The sequence below is a fragment of the Sphingobium chungbukense genome (assembly GCF_001005725.1).
Taxonomy (GTDB): Bacteria; Pseudomonadota; Alphaproteobacteria; order Sphingomonadales; family Sphingomonadaceae; genus Sphingobium; species Sphingobium chungbukense.
In genome coordinates this window covers 49,496-66,733 of sequence record NZ_LBIC01000013.1, presented here as the reverse complement: position 1 = coordinate 66,733, position 17,238 = coordinate 49,496, and the positions used below count along the sequence as shown (strand labels likewise).

The window sequence follows — 17,238 nt, the reverse complement described above, 5'->3', positions numbered from 1 at the left end:
ATGCGGATCGACTGGTGGACGCTCGCGCTGCAGGCGGTCAATGTCCTCATCCTCGTGTGGCTGCTCGGACGCTTCCTGTTCCGTCCGGTGATGGATGCCATCGCTGCCCGCCAGGCATCGGCCCAGGCGCTGCTCGACGAAGCGCGGGAGGCAAAGGACCGGGCACAGGCCGAAGCGCAGGCGCTCAAAACGCAGAATGACGGCTTCGTCGCGGATGCGGCGGCTCGCCGCGCCGAGATCCGGACCGAGGCCGAAGCGGAGCGCCAGCGCCTCCTCGCGCAGGCCAGGCTCGAGGCGGACGCCGTCGTCGAGCAAGGCCATGCGGCGATCGATGCCGAACGCGGGCGGGTGGCGGCGCAGTGGCGGGAAAAGGCAGCGAACCTCGCCGCCTCGATGGCAGGCACGTTGCTCGCTCGTCTCCCGCCCGAGCAGACGGTGCAGGCCATGGTCGACGCGCTCAAGGCGCGGCTCGGAGACCTTTCCGAGGCGGATCGCCGCAGCCTGGCGGCCGCCGGGCCCGTCACCGTCGCGACGCCCGCGCCGCTGACGGCCGATCTGCAGACGCAGGTAGCGCGCGCGCTTGGCGAAATCCTGCCGGATACCGCGACCCCGATCTTCGCAGTCGATCCAGATCTCATCGCCGGCGCGGAGCTTCGCACGCCCCACGCCGTCGTGCGCAACAGCTGGCGCGCCGATCTCGACGCCATGGTTGAGAGCCTCAATGAAGACGATCATGCCCGGATCGCCTGAAGACTGGCTGACGCAGGCCCAGAGCTGCATCACGCGCGCCAATCTCGGGCCGCGTGTCGATGCAATTGGCCGGGTGGAATCGATCGGCGACGGCGTTGCCATGGTCTCGGGCCTTCCGGACGCGCGCCTCGACGAATTGCTCTATTTCGCCCGGGGCCAGACCGGATTCGTCCACACGCTCGACCGGGACCGGATCGGCTGCGTGCTGCTCGACGATGCCGCCCAGGTGGAGGCAGGAGACACCGTAACCGGCTCGGGCGAGGTGGTGCGCGTGCCGGTTGGCGAGGCATTGCTTGGCCGAGTCGTCGATCCGCTCGGCCGTCCGCTCGATGGGGGCGCGCCGATCCGGGCCAGGCGCTTCGATCCTGTCGAACGGCCGGCGCCGGCGATCATCGAACGCGACCTCGTCGTCCAGCCGGTGCAGACCGGCACGCTCGCAATCGATGCGATGTTCGCCATCGGCCGGGGGCAGCGCGAACTCATTCTCGGCGACCGCGCCACAGGCAAGACGGCGCTCGCGGTCGACACGATCATCAACCAGCGCACCAGCGACATGATCTGCGTCTATGTCGCGATCGGCCAGAAAAGCTCGGCGGTCGCGCGCGTGGTCGACCAGGTGCGGCGGCATGGCGCGCCGGACCGCACCATCTTCGTCGTGGCGAGCCCCGCCGCGGCGCCGGGGCTGCAATGGATCGCGCCGTTCGCGGGCTTCACGATGGCCGAGTATTTTCGGGATGGTGGCGGCCATGCGGTGGTGGTGCTCGACGATCTCACCAAGCATGCCGCGACCCATCGCGAGATCGCCCTGCTGACCGGACAGCCGCCCGGGCGCGAGGCCTATCCCGGCGACGTCTTTTTCCTCCATTCCCGCCTGCTCGAACGTGCGGCGCGTCTCTCGACGGAGAAGGGGGGCGGTTCGCTCACGGCTCTGCCGATCGCGGAGACCGATGCCGGCAACGTCAGCGCCTATATCCCGACCAATCTGATCTCGATCACCGACGGTCAGATTATTCTCGACGCGAAGCTGTTCGCGCAGGGGCACAAGCCCGCCATCGATGTGGGCACGAGCGTGAGCCGGGTCGGCGGCAAGACGCAGCTTCGCGTCCTGCGCGACGCGAGCGGGACCATGCGCCTCGACTATGCGCAGTTCCTCGAGCTCGAGATGTTCACCCGCTTCGGCGAGCAGCCCGAGCCGCGTGTCCGCGCCCAGATCGAACGCGGCAAGCGCTTGCGCGCCTTGCTCGTGCAACCGCTGTCGAGTCCACTACGGGTCGTCGACCAGGTGGCGCTGGTCGTGGCGCTCGGCGAAGGGTTGCTCGATGGCATGGCGGTCTCGGAGATATCGTCGCTCCGCACGCGGCTGCCCGCCTGGATCGACGATCACGTCCCCGATCTATGCGCGCAGATCGAGCGGACTGGACAGATCGACACCGCGCAGCGGTCCGCTCTGATGACGACGGTGAAAGCGCTGATCGAAAGCCAGCCGGCCGGTTCTGCATCATGAGCGATCGCCTCGCCGAGATCGGCCAGCGGATCGAGACCGTCCGCCAGCTCGGTGCGGTGGTCAACGCCATGCAGGGCATCGCCGCGCAGCGGGCGCATCAGGCGCGCGCGCTGCTGCCTGCGGTGCGACGCTATGCGGAGACCGCCCGCACCGCCATTGGCCAGGCGCGCCGCCTTGACGAGCCACTGGCGCGTTTTCCGGCGCGGGCGGTCGGTGGTGCGAGAGGCGGCCTTATCCTGTTCGGTGCGGAGCAAGGCTTTGCCGGGGCCTTTCCGGAGCAGCTGCTCGACGGCGCCGCGGCCGACATGCAGGACAGGCATATTCTTCTGATTGGCGCGCGCACGGCCACGCTTGCGGCCGAGCGCGGTCTGCGCATCGCATGGAGCGCGAGCATGCCGAGCAAGGCCGATGCGCTGCCCGCACTCGCGACAAGCATCATCGACGCGCTGTACGACTATCTGGACGAGGTCGGCGCGGTGCCCATCACCATGGCTTATCCGGTCTGGAGCAGCGGCAAGGGCGTCTCGATCGTGCGCGCGAGCCTCCTGCCGCTCGACCTCGACACTTTCCCCGCGTCCACGGCGGATTTGCCGCCGCTCGTCAATATCAACGCGGCGGACCTTATCGGCGACCTGACCGCGGAATATGTCTTCGCCCACATCTGCGCGGCTGCGGTCGAGACGTTCGTCGCCGAGAATGAGGCACGGCTGCGCACCATGGCGACCGCCCGCAGCCACATCGATCGCAAGGGCGAGGCCCTGCGCCTCGAGGAGCGCCTCACGCGTCAGGATCAGATCACCAGTGAAGTCGTCGAACTGAGCGGCGGGCGACATCGGCGAGAATGAATGCAGGGCAGGCATTTCTGCTGTTCAGCAAGAAACCGCAGAACCGCCATTGTCGTCGGGATCAAGGATGGAGTTGAGCATGCACTATAGTAGCGGGAACTACGAAGCTTTCGTGCGGCCCCGCAAACCTGAGGGCGCTGACAGGAAGACGGCCTGGTTCGTCGGCTCGGGTCTTGCGGGACTGGCAGGCGCGGCGTTCCTGATCCGCGACGGCGGCGTCGCCGGCGAGCATATTACCATCCTTGAGGAGTTGCATATTCCCGGCGGCGCGCTCGACGGCCTCGACGTCCCCGAAAAGGGGTTCGTCATCCGCGGAGGGCGCGAGATGGAGGAGCATTTCGAATGCCTCTGGGATCTCTATCGCTCGATCCCGTCGCTGGAGATCGAGGATGCGAGTGTGCTCGACGAATTCTACCGGCTCAACAAGGACGATCCGAATTTCTCGCTGCAGCGCGTCACGCAGAACCAGGGCCAGGATGTGCCCGACAAGGCTTTGCTGACACTCGGCGATCGCGCGCGAAGAGATCTGATCTCCGTCTTCCTCGCGACGCGGGAGGAGATGGAGAACAAGCGGATCAACGAAGTCTTCGGCGATGATTTCCTCAGGAGCAACTTCTGGCTCTACTGGCGCACCATGTTCGCCTTCGAGGAATGGCATTCCGCGCTCGAGATGAAGCTCTATCTGCATCGCTTCATCCACCATATCGGCAGTCTGGCGGATTTTTCCTCGCTCAAGTTCAACCGCTACAACCAATATGAATCGATGGTCCTGCCGTTGGTCAAATGGTTGCAGGATCGCGGTGTGAGATTTCGCTACGGCGTCGAGGTCACCGACGTCGATTTCGACATCCAGCCCGGCCGCAAGCAGGCGACCCGGATTGCCTGGATCGAAAACGGCGTCGAAGGCGGCGTCGATCTCGGCGCCGATGATCTCGTCTTCATCACTATCGGATCGCTGACCGAAAATTCCGACAATGGCGATCATCATACACCGGCCAGGCTGAATGAGGGGCCGGCGCCGGCCTGGGACCTGTGGCGCCGGATCGCGGCCAAGGACCCGGCCTTTGGTCGTCCCGACGTGTTTGGATCCCATATCCCGGAAACCAAATGGGCGTCGGCGACCATCACCACGCTCGACGCGCGCATTCCGGCGTACATTCGCAAGATTGCCAAGCGCGATCCGTTCAGCGGCACGGTGGTGACCGGCGGCATCATCACGGTCAAGGACTCGAGCTGGCTGCTGAGCTGGACGGTGAGCCGGCAACCCCACTTCAGGAAACAGCCGAAGGACCAGATCGTCGCCTGGTTCTATGCCTTGTTCGTCGACCGACCCGGCGACTATGTGAAGAAGCCGATGCAGGACTGTACGGGCGAGGAGATCACGCAGGAATGGCTTTATCATCTCGGCGTGCCGGTCGAGGACATCCCCGGCCTCGCCGCGACGGGGGCGAAGACCGTGCCGGTGATGATGCCCTACATCACCGCCTTCTTCATGCCGCGCCAGGCCGGCGACCGGCCGGACGTGGTGCCCGAGGGCGCGGTCAACTTCGCCTTTGTCGGCCAGTTTGCCGAGTCGAAGCAGCGTGATTGTATCTTCACGACGGAATATTCGGTGCGCACGCCGATGGAGGCCGTCTACACGCTGATGAAGGTCGAACGCGGCGTGCCCGAAGTGTTCAACTCAACCTATGATATCCGCACGCTTCTGGCCGCAATCGGGCCGCTCAGGGATGGCAAAGGGATCGACATTCCCGGCCCGTCCTTCCTGCGCAAGCTGTTGATGACGAAGCTTGAAGGCACAGAGATCGCCCAGCTGTTGGAAGAGTTTCATCTCCTTTCGCGATAGCAATCAAGCGCGACCCTTCGCCTGGGCTCACGAAAATTCCGCCAAAAGCTGATGAACACCGTCGATGCATCCCAGCAGGCACTATGTCCGCGCCATCAGGTGACACGCAGAGATTCAACCGCAGCAGCCCTGGCCGCCTTTACCTACAGCGGCCTTCCCATTCCAGCCGCAAAGGCGATCCGCAAGGTTTCGGCAAGGGTACGGACTCCAAGCTTGGACATGATGCTCGCGCGATGGACTTCGACCGTCCGTGAAGAAATGCCCAGATCATAGGCGATGGTCTTGTTCGGAAGGCCTTGCGCAAGGCCTTCGAGAACATCCCGTTCGCGCGGTGTCAGTAGATCGACCTGTCGGCATGCCTCGGCTTCTTCGAGAGCGCGCCCCTCGGCCGTGTCGATGCGCGCGAACGCTCGGTCTATCGCATCGAGCAGCAGCGGCCGTTCGATAGGTTTGGCCAGGAAATCGACAGCACCCGCCTTCATCGCTTGGACAGCAAGCGCAATGTCTCCGTTGCCGGTCAGCATCACGACTGGCATGCTTATATCCATCTGCGTCAGCGCTGCCTGAACCTGTAGACCGTTCATGTCCGGCATGTGCATGTCGAGAACGATGCTACCTCTTTCAGCTTCATCTGCAATTTTCAGAAAGTCGACTCCCGAGCCATAGGTCTCGACGGCAAATCCCGCTGTCCTTAATGTGAATCCTACAGCTTTCCTGATTGTTTCTTCGTCATCAATGACATGAACGACGCGCTTGCTCTCCATGGCCCCCCGGACGTGTTGGCATTGCTGCGCACCCCAGCGGGCACAGCTTCAAAGGGGAGACCTTCTACGGGTAGGACCATGGTCCAAGGTCAAGGCCGAAATACCGCCGCATCACAACAGGCAAGGCAGGTGCTCGGCGAGAGGGGGGTAAGCGACCCGGCATCATGTGCCGAACTTTGCGAGATGACCGCTCTTGCGAACGGGGCGGCGCTCCCTCTGGTCTCCCGGCGGCAAGGCGCCGCAAGACGCTGCCGCCGGGAGTGGGCACGCCTCTTGGGGGATGAGCGCGCTGGTTGCTCCTAAGCTCGACGCGTCATGTTGTCATGGCAAGAAGCTGATAATCGCTATTCTGTGTCAGCAGCGCGCCGTAACGCCGATGTCCGGGGCGGATCGCAGCTCCGCTCGCGCGCCGCTACGGCACGGCGAATCCGATTCAGCACGAACCGGTGATCATAGGGTTTTGAGATCGAAGGCTGATCATCGCAGAGATCGCCCGCCTTCCGTGTCGCAGTTTCGATATTCCCGGCGAGGATGGCACCGATACCGGGTTGTTCCTGACGAACCAAGGATGCCAGGCCCGCGCCGCGCTCAGCGCGATCGAGCCAGCGCAGCGCTGCCATCACATCGTCGACCGGCACCGGGATGCTGGCGGGCGACGGAGGGCCGGTTGGCCCTCGACGGCGGAGCGATCGGACGCCCAGGATGCAAGGATGGCGGGCTTCACTTCGGGCTCAAGCTGCGGGTCCGAGCAACGATGAAGGGATCAAGGAAAGAGCGTGTGTGCGACATGACATATCCTCCTTTCCTGCCGCGACTTTCTCCGAAAGCGAAGTTCCCGGAAGATTGGTTCGGGCTCGTGTAGGGTCAATGGATGGGAATGCGCCCGGCGTTTGCCGGGCGTTCGTTTTCATCGTGCATTGAGCATTGAGTACTGAAGAACTGACGCGCAGCGCACCGTTCAAATTCCGTGACGAACGGCCTCCGCAATCGCCGGCATCACGTCGATATCATTAGAGGTATGCGCAACAGCGTTCGTGCTGACGATCCTCTCGACGAGCCCACCCAGGACTTGCGCTGCATCGCCGGCGAAAAGCGGATGCACGACCACGCAATCCGGTCGCGCGAACCCCATGCCGACCAGCTGGCGCGCCGCCTCGGCGAGGGTCCGGCCGGATGAGGCGATATCGTCGACCAGCACCGGCTGGCGATCGAGAAACGCTGGGGCATTCGGAATCGAGATGGTGACGTCACGGTCGCCGGACCGGATTTTCTCGCACACGAGAAACGGAGCATCGGCATCGGCCGCCACCTGCGAGACCCACTGTTCGCTTTCCAGGTCCGGACCGATGATCAGCGGACGAGCGACATTGCGCTTGATCCACGAGGCCAGAAGTGGCGCGGCATGAACAACCTGGGTCGGGATGCGGTAGATTTCCGACAACGCATGATAGCGATGGAGATGCGGATCGACCGTCACCAGCCAGTCGAGATGGCGGGACAGAATCGCGGCAAAGGTTCGCGACGTCACCGCCTCGCCGGCATGGAAGCGTATGTCCTGGCGCATGTAAGCGAGGTAGGGGGCGACGAGCCCGATCCTGCGAGCGCCCAGATCGCGCGCGGTGTCGGCTGCGAACAGCAGCGGCAACAGCTTGGCGTCCGGATGATCGAGACTCGACAGCAGGATGACCTCGCGGTCGCTGACGTCGCTTACGACCCTGAGATAGGTTTCCCCGTCAGGAAACTGACGATGCTCGATCGTGCCGACCTCTGCATCGAGCGCGGCGGATAGCGGCTGTGCCAGGGCCTCGCTGCCAGGCAGCGCGAACAGCACGGGACGGTTCATAGCGCTTCAATCCCGAAGATCGGCCCGTCGCTCACCGCATAGGCCGCCGCATAATCGAGCTCGCCCGGGCTCTCGGCATGAATGGTGCACAAGGGAGCCCCGGCATCCACCATCTGGTTCAGCCGACACTGCAGCGCGACGCCGGCGGCCTTGGCCATCGGCGCGCCGGCAAGCTTCGCGACCGTCGCGAGCTTGCGATTGTCGATACTCACCAGGCGGCCGCTATAGGGAGCGATCATATCCTGTTGGAACCGGGCGACCGGTGGAGCCCGCATGCCGCCCTGCGCTTCGCAGATACGTTGGAACTTGGCCCAGGCCCGGCCGCTTTCGAGGCACGCCCGCGCACGCGCATAGCCTTCGCCGGCCGGGGCTGCGTCCGCGAGCTCAAGCAGTCCTCCCGCCAGCTCGCAGGCCCGGTGGGCGAGATCCTCGGCGCCCGGCTGCCCCTGGAGCACGGCAAGGATATCCTGCGCCTCGAGCGCCGGACCGATGCCCCGTCCGATCGGCTCGGCGCCGGGGCCGCGCATCACGCGCGTGCGAAGCCCGAAGGCTTGGGCGACAGAGCTCAGCGCCCGCTCGAGCGTGTCGGCGGCATCGGCTCCGCGTACCTTGGCGGTCGGCCCGACCGGGATGTCGATGACCAGATGGGTCGCACCGGCCGCGATTTTCTTGGACAGCACCGAGGCGACCATCTGCCCGACGGCATCGATATCGAGCACCCGTTCCACGCCGATGATCACATCGTCGGCAGGGCTGAGGTTGACGGCGCCGCCCCAGGCGATGCAGCCGCCTTCGCGCTCGACCACCTTGCGGATTGCGGAAACGTCGAGGTCGACAGGTGCCAGCACCTCCATCGTGTCCGCCGTGCCGGCCGGCGAGGTGATCGCCCGCGACGATGTCTTGGGCATGATCAGGCCCTCCGCGGCCATGATCGAGACGATGATCGGCGTGGTGCGATTGCCCGGCAATCCACCGACGCTATGCTTGTCGACGATGACCGTTCCGGGCCACTGCAATCGCTCGCCGACATCGACCATCGCCCTGGTCAGGCTGATCGTTTCGTCCGTATCGAGCGGGACCGCTGAGCAGGCCGTGACGAATGCCGAGAGATGGACATCGCTATAGCGTCGCTCGGCGATGTCGGTGATGATCGCTGAAAAAGCCCCGTCACTGAGACGATTGCCATAGATACGCCGACGCACTTCGGCGAGCGAGGCGAGAGGCTGGGCGTGCGCGATCTCGACCGGATCGCCCTCGCTGACGCCGAGCCGCTGCCATGCGGATTCCGAGAGGCCGATCTCGCCGGGCGCTGGAGTCTCCGCGGAACTGTGCAGCAGCGAGACGACGATTTCCCGCCCGCCGGCGCGCAGCGCGACCTGCGCGCGGGACGCAAGACCTTCCGAGCGGCAGACGGGACAGTCGTGGCGCATGACCGCGATCAGATCGCTACCGGCACCCGACAGGCCGATGCGGCGTGCCCGCAGCGTCGTCGCGACAGACTCTGCTTCGGCGTTCTCGATGATCCCGGGCTTCACGCGAGCATGCCCCAGCTACCCAGCGCCGGTACGCTGCATGCCCAGCCCAGTTCCTCCGAGACACGCTTCGCCAGGACGTGGGCGCCGGTCGGCTCGCCATGGGTGACATAGACGTGGCGCGGGGCCTCGTGCAGCGAGCCGAGCCAGCGCATGAGCTCGTCGCTGTCGGCATGCGCCGAGAGCATCGTCAGGTTGGCGACCTCGGCTTCGACCGGGATATACTCGCCGTGGATCTTGATCGTCCGGGCGCCGCCGATCATGGCGGCGCCGCGGGTGCCCGCCGCCTGGAAGCCCGAGAAGAGGATGAGGTTCTTCCCATCCGGCGCGAAGCGCTTGAGATGGTGGAGCACGCGGCCGCCCGTTGCCATTCCGCTGGCCGAGATGATGACCTTTGGGGCGGGGTTGGCGGTGAGTTCCTTGGATTCCTCCACTTCGCGCACATAGTGCGCGACGCTGCACGCCGCTTCGCACTCGGCGCGGGCCAGGCGATGCTCGTCCATGAAATCGCACATCAGCCCGCTCGCGTTGATCGCCATCGGGCTGTCGAGGAAGATCGGGATGTCGCGGAGGCGTCCCTGCGCGCGCAGACGCGAGAAATGATAGAGAAGCGACTGGACCCGTCCCACGGCGAAGGCCGGGATCACCACCGTCCCTCCTCTCTCGACGCATCGTTCGACATGATCTCCAAGCGTCTTTGTCGGATCGACCTGCTCGTGGCGCCGATCGCCATAGGTCGATTCCACCAGGACATAGTCGGCGCGCGCGGGCGGCTCGGGATCTTTCATCACCGAATCGCCGTAACGGCCGATGTCGCCTGAGAAGAGGATTGTCCGCCCCTTCCAGTCGATCTCGATCGACGCCGCGCCGAGGATGTGGCCGGCGCGATGATAGCGCACCCTGATGCCGTCCGTGACTGCATGCCACGCTCCGAACTCGATCGGCCGGAAGAGCTGCAATGCCAGACGCGCGTCAGCCTGGGTGTAGAGCGGCAGCGCCGGCTGGTGCCTGGAGAAGCCGTGCCGGTTGGCGAACTCCGCATCCTTTTCCTGCAGATGACCGCTGTCGGGAAGAAGGAGCTCGCACAGGGCCGCGGTCGCCCGGGTGGCAAGGACGGTACCGTCCCAGCCCAGGCGCGCCATGCGCGGTAGCGCGCCCGAGTGATCGAGATGAGCGTGGGTCAGCAGGACTTGGCCGACATCGGCGACTTCGGGTGGAATTGGCGCCCAATTAAGGCGGCGCAGATCCCTGGGTCCTTGAAACAGGCCGGAATCGACAACGATCTGAGTTTCACCATCGTCCACCAGATAACGCGACCCTGTGACCGTTCCCGATGCGCCGAGAAAGGCGACGCCGAGACCATCGGCCGGGCGCTTAGCCAGATCGATCCTTGCTTCGCGCTCGAGGACGGTCACGCCGGACTGGTTGCGGGAATGGTGCCGTTTCTTTCTCTTGTGCATGGACGCGGGCCTGCCTCTCACGATTATGTTCGTGAGCGCAGCTTTGATTCGCGGACGCCGCACGCCTATACGCAAAAGCCGCAGCACGACTGCTGCTCCCGACAGTTGCGTCGCGCGAACACCGGTGGCCGATCCGATCGATCACCTTACCCATGCTTGCGCGATGCCCTTCGGACTTCGGTCTCTACTTATACCTTGCTCCTTGGACTCGAGCCTATGCAGGCTGGACGTTGACTAGAAGAGAACGGCATATGGGCGAACATGACCATCGCATGCGCAAGCGCGGCAAGATCGTTCTGATCGGCTTCCTGCTCGTCGCCAGCTTCTTCCTCATTACCGAGCATACCGCGCACTTCCTGGGTGTGCTGCCCTATCTCATCCTGCTCGCCTGCCCGCTCATGCACCTGTTCATGCACCACGGCCAAGGTGGGCATCAGCATGGCCATGAGCCCGGCCAGGCACCCGCCGGCTTGCCGGCCAATCCCAACGGCCGCATCGAAGGAGAGTCGCGATGACGCACGCCGACTATGGCTATGGTCTGTGGGGGCTCGCGCTGGTCAATGCCGCCGTTTTCATCCTCTTTGCGTTCAGCTTCTTCAAGCCGGCAACGCGGCGCGACTGGCGCAGCTTCGGCGCGTTCAGTGCGTTCATCGTCGCGCTCTTCGCCGAAATGTATGGCTTCCCGCTCACCATCTTCCTGCTGTCGGGGTGGCTCCAGTCGCATTTCCCCGGCGTCGACTGGTGGAGCCACGATGCTGGCCACATCCTGGAAATGATGTTCGGCTGGCGCATCAATCCGCATTTCGGCCCGTTCCACATCGCCAGCTTTGTGCTGATTGGTGTAGGCTTTTGGCTAATCTCGATCGCGTGGACGGCGCTTCACACGAGTCAGCGCAAACACGAATTGGCAATGACGGGGGTCTACGCCCGGGTGCGGCACCCTCAATACGTAGGGTTCATCCTCGTCATGCTCGGTTTCTTGCTACAATGGCCGACGCTTCTGACGCTTGCCATGTTTCCAGTGCTGGTGGTGATGTACATTCGTTTGGCTAAGCATGAGGAGAGATACGCGCTCGCGACCTACGGCGATAGCTACCGCCAGTACATGGCCCATGTTCCCGCCTTCTTCCCCAGCTTGCGTTGGAAGCGGGAGATTGCAGGACTGGCCTTCACAGGAAATGCTCGAATGGCAGGCCATCAGACGGACGGGCCGGTTAGCGAGGGTTCTCGAGAACACGACAACATGCTGCCAGGAGGTTAGACGTTGTCCTCCTCCGCAAGATCATCACGAACATGACGAAATCGAGGGGGCGTATGTGACCATGCAGGTGACGATCCTTGCGATTGTAGTAAACGGCGTTCCCGTCCTGAGCCTCCATCAGACCCGATCCGCGGCCTGGAAGCGGCTCATGAGATTCATAGACGCGAAATGGCCGGAGCGCCTGGGAGCGATGCTTCCCCCTGCCGAAGACGAAGCGAAGGCGCGCATGTTCTTTCGCGAGGAAGATAAAGACCTGTACGCGATCATCGACGCCGACATATCAGAGCTGCACGATGCCTTGGGGTGGGTCAAAGATCCCGTCGTTGGTTAGCCCGTCACGCGATCGCCCTCGAAAAGCTGGGCCGCCCACCGATCGAGATCGCAGCCACGTCCTGAACGTCACCGAAGTTCAGGACGTGACCGAGCCCGGGCAGTGCGATCGGGCGCTATCTGTAAGCCGGACAAGCAACTGACCTGTTCGACCGCCGTGCCAGCGGGCTGATTGCCAAGGGCGCGGCCGGATTTTGCGTCGGCGCAACGGGTGTCAGTCGGTGTCGGCCTCTACGGAGAGATGTGCAGCGGCTGTCATCTATCGCCCCGGCGCGGAGGAATCGGAGGTGAGCCAAGGCCCTTAACGGCAAGCCCCGAACTGGCGAGGGGTGGCGCAACGCCTCACGCCCGCTCAGCAGCCCTGGATTATCAAGCATGGTGTAAGCTGACGGCCGAGCCGGCGGGGGGCAAGACGCACCGGATCCCCTGTCTGGGACACGGTGGCGTTCGTGCGCTAACTCTCGGGGATGACGGCTGAGCCGTACAAGCGCTGGTCGCGGGCGCACCTGTCGGCCACGCGGGATGATGAAGAATCTGGCAGGCACGAAATGAGACACGCAAGGATGGAGATTCGACCCTGAGAAGCACCAAACTTCGGCTGCACCTTCTCGCGAGCCGCACTCACAAGTGGCTCGCGATCATTGTCGGCGCGCAGCTTCTTTTGTGGTTCGCGAGCGGCGCGTTCGCGCCTCCGAGCTGGTGGTGATCGACGTCACGGACATCACGGAGGCGCTTGACCCGGAGGCGCGGCTACTGACTATTGCGCGCAGCAAGGGAGATCCGGAAGGAGAGGGGGCGACCGCTTATCTGTCGCGGCGATCCGTGCGCGCCATTGCGGCCTGGCGTGCTGCCTCGGGCATTGAGGCCGGCCCCTTGTTCCGCCGGGTGCAGGTACGGCGCTACAAGGCCCGCAAGGCGGTCCCGGGGCGGCGCATCGATAGCATCTCGAGTCGCGAGACCTGGGACTTGCGCAAGACGCTACCGAAGCCAGCTGTGGCGGCGCGTGTGGAATATGATATCGGCACGGCGGCGCTGCATCCCGGCTCGATCGGGCCGATCTGGCGCGCCATCATCAATCAAGCTTTCGAGCGCGGCGCACTACCGGATTTGACCAAGGACGATCTGGAACGGCTGCTCAAGGGGATCAGCGCGCATTCGACTCGAGTGGGCCTCAATCAGGACTTGTTCGTCGTCGGGGAGGATCTCGCCGGGATCATGGACGCCCTGCGCTGGAAGAGCCCGCGCATGCCTCTCGCTTACAACCGGAATCTCGCGGCCGAGCAGGGCGCGGCTGGCCGACTAATGGCGAAGATTGGGTGACGGGGCTAGGTCTGTCGCGGCGAAACGGCATGATACAATCACATTAGAAATCAGGCTGAGCCCCCTGAATTGCAGAAGGTCCGCCGATCTTCTCCAAACCCCACTCTTCAGGCGGTTCAAAGATCCGGACGTCAGTCTCGACGGACCGCGCCCGTGCCAGCAGGCCCGGCTTGTTATAGGTCCAGGCCCGGCTCTCGTAGCGTTTCTCACTCAGCGAGGCGATGAGCATCGCGGCCCTGGGGACCCGCTTGCCGATGCGGCGCAGGGTCATATGGTCCTCATTGCTCATCACTGCCGGGGTATCCGGATGCGTGTGCCAGTCTCCAAGATAATCCAAATCGCCAGCGCTGGCCGAAAATGCCTGACCTATTTGCTCCAGTTGCCAAACATGATCCGGTATGAAGGCGTGCCGCCCGTGCATTGCGCGTGGTCCGGGACCGATGACCCGGGCCACGATCCGATCGTCGCCATCGTGCCAACCGAGCATCACGCCGCCTGTTTCCAGCGGATGGAATGCGGTGCCCAGTTGAAGAATTCGACGATTTGCGGCGGCGCTGAGCCAGAGAGTCACGCAACCTCCCGGCCACAGCAGACGGGGTGCGCGCGGGCATGCCCGACCTCCCAGGTCGGTAGGATCCGCCTCCCGTCCTTGAAGTGCGAGAGGACGGCAACGTCCCAATCCCCCGCGTCGAAAACATCCGGAATGGTGACGGCAAGCACACCGCGAACAACTTGTAGCGACACTTCCTGCAGATCGAACGAGCCCCCCGTGAATGTCGGCGCATTGCATCCGACAGGAAGTACGGTGCCGCCGGTGTCTTCCGCGGGCTGCGGTAACGTGCCGTCAAGCCATTGAGATTGGACGCATAGGAAGCATGCTGGATGATCGGTCGCGAACTTCGCGACCACGCCGCCTGCGGCGCCCAGGGTTGCATAGCCGATCACAAGAGGGGTTCCGATATCTTTGCAATGAAACGCCAGCGCCTGCTGGCATTCGGTTGACGCCGACGTGTCGATCACGACGTCAACTGAGCCGATCAGCGATCGCAATTGCTGCAACGGGTTCCCTTTGAGTTGTCCAAGGTCTTGCGAGTCAGAAAGCGCCGCGCCGACTTTGGTTTGGCCGCTGGACGCCTGCGTCCACGGGTAGTTTTGCTGGATGAACGCTGCGAGCACTTCGGACTTGGAAACACCCCATACCGCGCGACCGAGCGGCCAGCGAACATAATTGCCGGGCTCGACCAGGTCGGGATCGAACAGGCTGATTTCCTTGAAACCGGCTCGCGCCAGCTCAATAGCGGCGAAGCTTCCGATCGCACCACATCCTATGAGCAGGGCCTTCTTACCGCGCAGTGCGCTGGCGACCGGCAATCGACTGAACATGTCGTCGGAAATGCCGTAGCCCCGGATGAAGCTGACATGGCGACGCTTGCCGACCCAACGATTAGCCAGGAAAATCCATCCGTCACCAAGACCATTCGGCCCATAAGCGACCTCCTCCTCGATGAGAATCGCCGTGATGCTCAAGGGGGCTTTCCCGATCTTCGTCCAGCCGCTTGCTTCCCCTTGGAACAGGTTCGCCTCAGCTGCGACCAGTGCTTCCGCTTCGGCTAGGAGGGCTGCCGCGTCCCGTCCAAGGGTCGGTTTCATGCGCACCCATCGGGCTGGCAGTGGCGACCACTTTCCTGTTCGCTGCGGCAGTTCAAATGGCTCTGCGAGCCAAACCCCTTTAGCAGGTCTCGTCTGCGTCATGATCGCTTCGAAAGCTGCGCCGTCCTTCTTAGGGCCGGCTATCGGGCGTTCCTGGCTGACGGCGGTCGCTGGGCCGAATTTGCCGGTTGGAGCGGTGCGCCCCTGTCCAAAGTACACGGCAGAGTTGGTTTCACCCTGGCCGTTAAAATAGGTCGAGAGCGGATCTGGATAAGGCTCCTCCGCCTTGGCCGCTTCTTCCCAAGAACCAGCATTGCGGTGGCCGATGGCATCGAACAGCTGCTGCAACTGGCGGTCGATCATGTCAGCCACAAGTTCGTTCGGGTCCCACTGGTCATTGCCTTGGATCAAAAGGCAAAGGGCCTTGCTGTGCGGATTTTGATGGCGATCGAGTTCAAGATCGGGTGCCGTCACTTCGGGGCGGCAATAGGGGTGTAACGAGGAGAACCCGACAAGTAGCCGAATATCTCCTCGCTCCTTGGCCGGCCAGATAGCTTCCAACAGGAGGAAGCCATCTGACTTGTGCTTAACCAAAACCGCAGCGCCGTGGCGTTCAAACGCGGCCAATTCGGCCCGGTACAGGCCGTCCCACGAGTCCCACCAGCCCTCGGTTGCGGTCATCTGTTCAACCAACCGGGCGGTGGGGTGGCGGGTTGGACGGCACCGGCGGACCATCCGGACGGCCGGGTGTATGGCTCGGCGGGCCTTTGGGCACATCGGGGTGCTGCGGATGATCCGGGTGGCCCGGCGGATTTCCATTGTTGCTGTTCATCATGATCTCCTGAGAGGACTCTTGACGCCGTGTCATCATGGACTAGAATCGCGTTCGAGTCCTGATTTGAACTGTATGTATTAGGACTGATTTGCAAATCAAGTCCAGAAATGGACCGGGGAGCTTTTTATGGGCAATTCGCAAGCCGATGCTCGCGCGGGCATGGGAACGACCCGGATTCCGGTGGAGCTAGAGGCCTTTTTCCAGATCGCGGAACGCTGGGAGTTGACCACTGACGATCAGATCAGGCTCTTGGGCTCACCGGGCAGGTCGACATTCTTCAAATGGAAGAAAGAGGGCGGAACGCTTCCGAATGATACGACAGAACGCCTCTCTCACATCTTGGCCATCTGGAAGGCCCTGCGTATCCTGTTCACGGTCGACGAACGCGGCGACGCGTGGATGCAAAAGCCCAACGAATTTTTTGATGGTCAGTCTGCCCTGGCTATCATGTTGCGAGGGGGAGTCGCAGACATATATCGAGTTCGGCAATATTTGGATGCTCAGCGCGGGGGTTGATCGCAATGGAGTTGGTCGACATCGAATGTGAGCTTTACAGGCTTATTCCCTCGCGTTTCCCGCCCGTTTCAGTTTTCGACGGCCTCGTGGCAAACGACAGGCTCGATCAACTCGCGGAGATCGAGGCGCGCACCAATCCGCGTTTACAGTCAGATGAGCGGCTACGAGCCTTATATGGTGATAGCGGGTCGCCGCAGCTTCAAAACTGGAATCTCGCTCCGTTCAAATACCTCAACCCTGAGGGGAGCCGCTTCTTCCCGTCTACCTGGCCAGCGTTGGAACTTTCCGACGATCAACAGACGGCGCTTGCTGTAGCGGTCGCTCGGCGCGAAGGATTCCTGCGGCGAACGAGTGAGGCCGCCCTTGGCTTGGACATGCGGATGCTCAAGACCCCGGTGGCGGGAAAGTTTGCGGACCTCTCGGAAGTTTCGCCCAACCTGGAGCGGGAAAAACGCTGGGAGATAGCAAGAGATTTGCCAGAAGCGGCGGATGGCATCATCTACTGCCCCCCTGAGCGACCGTCGCACCGCTGCTACGCGGTTTTGCGAGGCGACAGGCTGGGGCGAACCATCCAGACGGTTCACTATCGTTTTGCATGGGACGGATCGCGTATTTCGGCCGTCTACGCCTTTGATGAAGTGGGCCGAAAATTAAGTCCTGAGGACTTCTCTTTGGCGGATGACGCACTCGCGGCTTAGTCTTTTGGGCAGTACATCGTTACTACAGGTTGCGGGACCGCCGTCGGCTACCGTGAGCATCGCTGCGCGAACTTTCCAGGAAGT

At 63.2% G+C, this 17,238-nt stretch carries 15 protein-coding genes and 2 pseudogenes; 10 read left to right on the top strand and 7 right to left on the bottom strand.

Annotated elements, in window-relative coordinates; translation table 11 throughout:
* From YP76_RS22710 to YP76_RS22695, 4 genes are all read left to right on the top strand, one after another.
* Nucleotides 1-750 (top strand): F0F1 ATP synthase subunit B family protein, encoded by a 750-nt coding sequence (locus YP76_RS22710; RefSeq protein ID WP_021245231.1) that lies wholly within the window; start codon nucleotides 1-3, stop codon nucleotides 748-750.
* Complete coding sequence (locus tag YP76_RS22705) at nucleotides 722-2,254, top strand: F0F1 ATP synthase subunit alpha (RefSeq protein WP_306303067.1); 1,533 nt, start codon at nucleotides 722-724, stop codon at nucleotides 2,252-2,254. The genes YP76_RS22710 and YP76_RS22705 overlap by 29 nt, the downstream gene beginning before the upstream one ends.
* Entirely contained in the window at nucleotides 2,251-3,099 is an 849-nt protein-coding gene (locus YP76_RS22700) for a F0F1 ATP synthase subunit gamma (protein ID WP_021245233.1), read from the top strand. The genes YP76_RS22705 and YP76_RS22700 overlap by 4 nt, the downstream gene beginning before the upstream one ends.
* 79 nt (nucleotides 3,100-3,178) lie before the next feature.
* Nucleotides 3,179-4,945 (top strand): oleate hydratase, encoded by a 1,767-nt coding sequence (locus YP76_RS22695; protein WP_021245234.1) that lies wholly within the window; start codon nucleotides 3,179-3,181, stop codon nucleotides 4,943-4,945.
* Between the two features lie 143 nt (nucleotides 4,946-5,088).
* Here the strand turns inward: YP76_RS22695 and YP76_RS22690 are convergent, their stop codons facing one another.
* The 5 genes and pseudogenes from YP76_RS22690 to YP76_RS22670 all read right to left on the bottom strand — a co-directional run bounded on the left by YP76_RS22690 (nucleotide 5,089) and on the right by YP76_RS22670 (nucleotide 10,544).
* Nucleotides 5,089-5,709, bottom strand: a complete 621-nt coding sequence (locus YP76_RS22690) for a response regulator transcription factor (RefSeq protein ID WP_021245235.1) — start codon at nucleotides 5,707-5,709, stop codon at nucleotides 5,089-5,091.
* Nucleotides 5,710-6,302: 593 nt separating this feature from the next.
* Nucleotides 6,303-6,498: pseudogene (locus YP76_RS29315) on the bottom strand (hypothetical protein); the annotation flags it as partial.
* A 169-nt stretch (nucleotides 6,499-6,667) separates the two neighbouring features.
* Nucleotides 6,668-7,540, bottom strand: a complete 873-nt coding sequence (locus YP76_RS22680) for a ribose-phosphate pyrophosphokinase (protein WP_232307278.1) — start codon at nucleotides 7,538-7,540, stop codon at nucleotides 6,668-6,670.
* Nucleotides 7,541-7,548: 8 nt separating this feature from the next.
* Nucleotides 7,549-9,087 (bottom strand): thymidine phosphorylase family protein, encoded by a 1,539-nt coding sequence (locus tag YP76_RS22675; protein ID WP_021245238.1) that lies wholly within the window; start codon nucleotides 9,085-9,087, stop codon nucleotides 7,549-7,551.
* The gene (locus YP76_RS22670) at nucleotides 9,084-10,544 is read right to left on the bottom strand and encodes an MBL fold metallo-hydrolase RNA specificity domain-containing protein (protein WP_021245239.1); all 1,461 of its coding nucleotides are present in this window, start codon (nucleotides 10,542-10,544) and stop codon (nucleotides 9,084-9,086) included. Before YP76_RS22670 ends, YP76_RS22675 begins: the two co-directional genes overlap by 4 nt.
* A 251-nt stretch (nucleotides 10,545-10,795) precedes the next feature.
* Between YP76_RS22670 and YP76_RS22665 the strand changes: the two genes are divergently transcribed.
* The 4 genes and pseudogenes from YP76_RS22665 to YP76_RS22650 form a co-directional block, all read left to right on the top strand.
* Nucleotides 10,796-11,059 carry a DUF2933 domain-containing protein gene (locus YP76_RS22665; RefSeq protein WP_013039078.1) on the top strand — a complete coding sequence of 88 codons (264 nt, stop codon included), beginning with the start codon at nucleotides 10,796-10,798 and terminating at the stop codon, nucleotides 11,057-11,059.
* Nucleotides 11,056-11,805: a methyltransferase family protein gene (locus YP76_RS22660; RefSeq protein WP_021245240.1), complete on the top strand. Its 750-nt coding sequence runs from the start codon at nucleotides 11,056-11,058 to the stop codon at nucleotides 11,803-11,805. Before YP76_RS22665 ends, YP76_RS22660 begins: the two co-directional genes overlap by 4 nt.
* Nucleotides 11,806-11,860: 55 nt before the next feature.
* On the top strand, nucleotides 11,861-12,136 hold the full coding sequence (locus YP76_RS22655) for a hypothetical protein (RefSeq protein ID WP_030541607.1): 276 nt from the start codon (nucleotides 11,861-11,863) through the stop codon (nucleotides 12,134-12,136).
* Between the two features lie 680 nt (nucleotides 12,137-12,816).
* A pseudogene (locus YP76_RS22650) lies at nucleotides 12,817-13,455 on the top strand (integrase); the annotation flags it as partial.
* A 43-nt stretch (nucleotides 13,456-13,498) separates the two neighbouring features.
* Here YP76_RS22650 and YP76_RS22645 read toward each other — a convergent pair.
* Both YP76_RS22645 and YP76_RS22640 read right to left on the bottom strand, forming a co-directional pair.
* A complete protein-coding gene (locus YP76_RS22645; RefSeq protein WP_021245243.1) occupies nucleotides 13,499-14,026 on the bottom strand; it encodes a Mov34/MPN/PAD-1 family protein in 528 nt (175 codons plus the stop codon).
* A complete protein-coding gene (locus YP76_RS22640; RefSeq protein ID WP_197053195.1) occupies nucleotides 14,023-15,798 on the bottom strand; it encodes a ThiF family adenylyltransferase in 1,776 nt (591 codons plus the stop codon). Before YP76_RS22640 ends, YP76_RS22645 begins: the two co-directional genes overlap by 4 nt.
* Before the next feature lie 268 nt (nucleotides 15,799-16,066).
* Between YP76_RS22640 and YP76_RS22635 the strand changes: the two genes are divergently transcribed.
* Together YP76_RS22635 and YP76_RS22630 are read left to right on the top strand one after the other, a co-directional pair.
* Nucleotides 16,067-16,456 (top strand): MbcA/ParS/Xre antitoxin family protein, encoded by a 390-nt coding sequence (locus tag YP76_RS22635; RefSeq protein WP_020818070.1) that lies wholly within the window; start codon nucleotides 16,067-16,069, stop codon nucleotides 16,454-16,456.
* A 5-nt stretch (nucleotides 16,457-16,461) separates the two neighbouring features.
* The gene (locus YP76_RS22630; RefSeq protein ID WP_021245246.1) at nucleotides 16,462-17,154 is read left to right on the top strand and encodes an RES family NAD+ phosphorylase; all 693 of its coding nucleotides are present in this window, start codon (nucleotides 16,462-16,464) and stop codon (nucleotides 17,152-17,154) included.
* Nucleotides 17,155-17,238: the final 84 nt, after the last annotated feature.

Coding starts and splice junctions, on each gene's coding strand:
- YP76_RS22670 (WP_021245239.1), bottom strand. CDS start 10,544: ATGCACAAGAGAAAGAAACGGCACCATTCCCGCAACCAGTCCGGCGTG.
- YP76_RS22705 (WP_306303067.1), top strand. CDS start 722: ATGAAGACGATCATGCCCGGATCGCCTGAAGACTGGCTGACGCAGGCC.
- YP76_RS22660 (WP_021245240.1), top strand. CDS start 11,056: ATGACGCACGCCGACTATGGCTATGGTCTGTGGGGGCTCGCGCTGGTC.
- YP76_RS22630 (WP_021245246.1), top strand. CDS start 16,462: ATGGAGTTGGTCGACATCGAATGTGAGCTTTACAGGCTTATTCCCTCG.
- YP76_RS22635 (WP_020818070.1), top strand. CDS start 16,067: ATGGGCAATTCGCAAGCCGATGCTCGCGCGGGCATGGGAACGACCCGG.
- YP76_RS22700 (WP_021245233.1), top strand. CDS start 2,251: ATGAGCGATCGCCTCGCCGAGATCGGCCAGCGGATCGAGACCGTCCGC.
- YP76_RS22690 (WP_021245235.1), bottom strand. CDS start 5,709: ATGGAGAGCAAGCGCGTCGTTCATGTCATTGATGACGAAGAAACAATC.
- YP76_RS22695 (WP_021245234.1), top strand. CDS start 3,179: ATGCACTATAGTAGCGGGAACTACGAAGCTTTCGTGCGGCCCCGCAAA.
- YP76_RS22710 (WP_021245231.1), top strand. CDS start 1: ATGCGGATCGACTGGTGGACGCTCGCGCTGCAGGCGGTCAATGTCCTC.
- YP76_RS22665 (WP_013039078.1), top strand. CDS start 10,796: ATGGGCGAACATGACCATCGCATGCGCAAGCGCGGCAAGATCGTTCTG.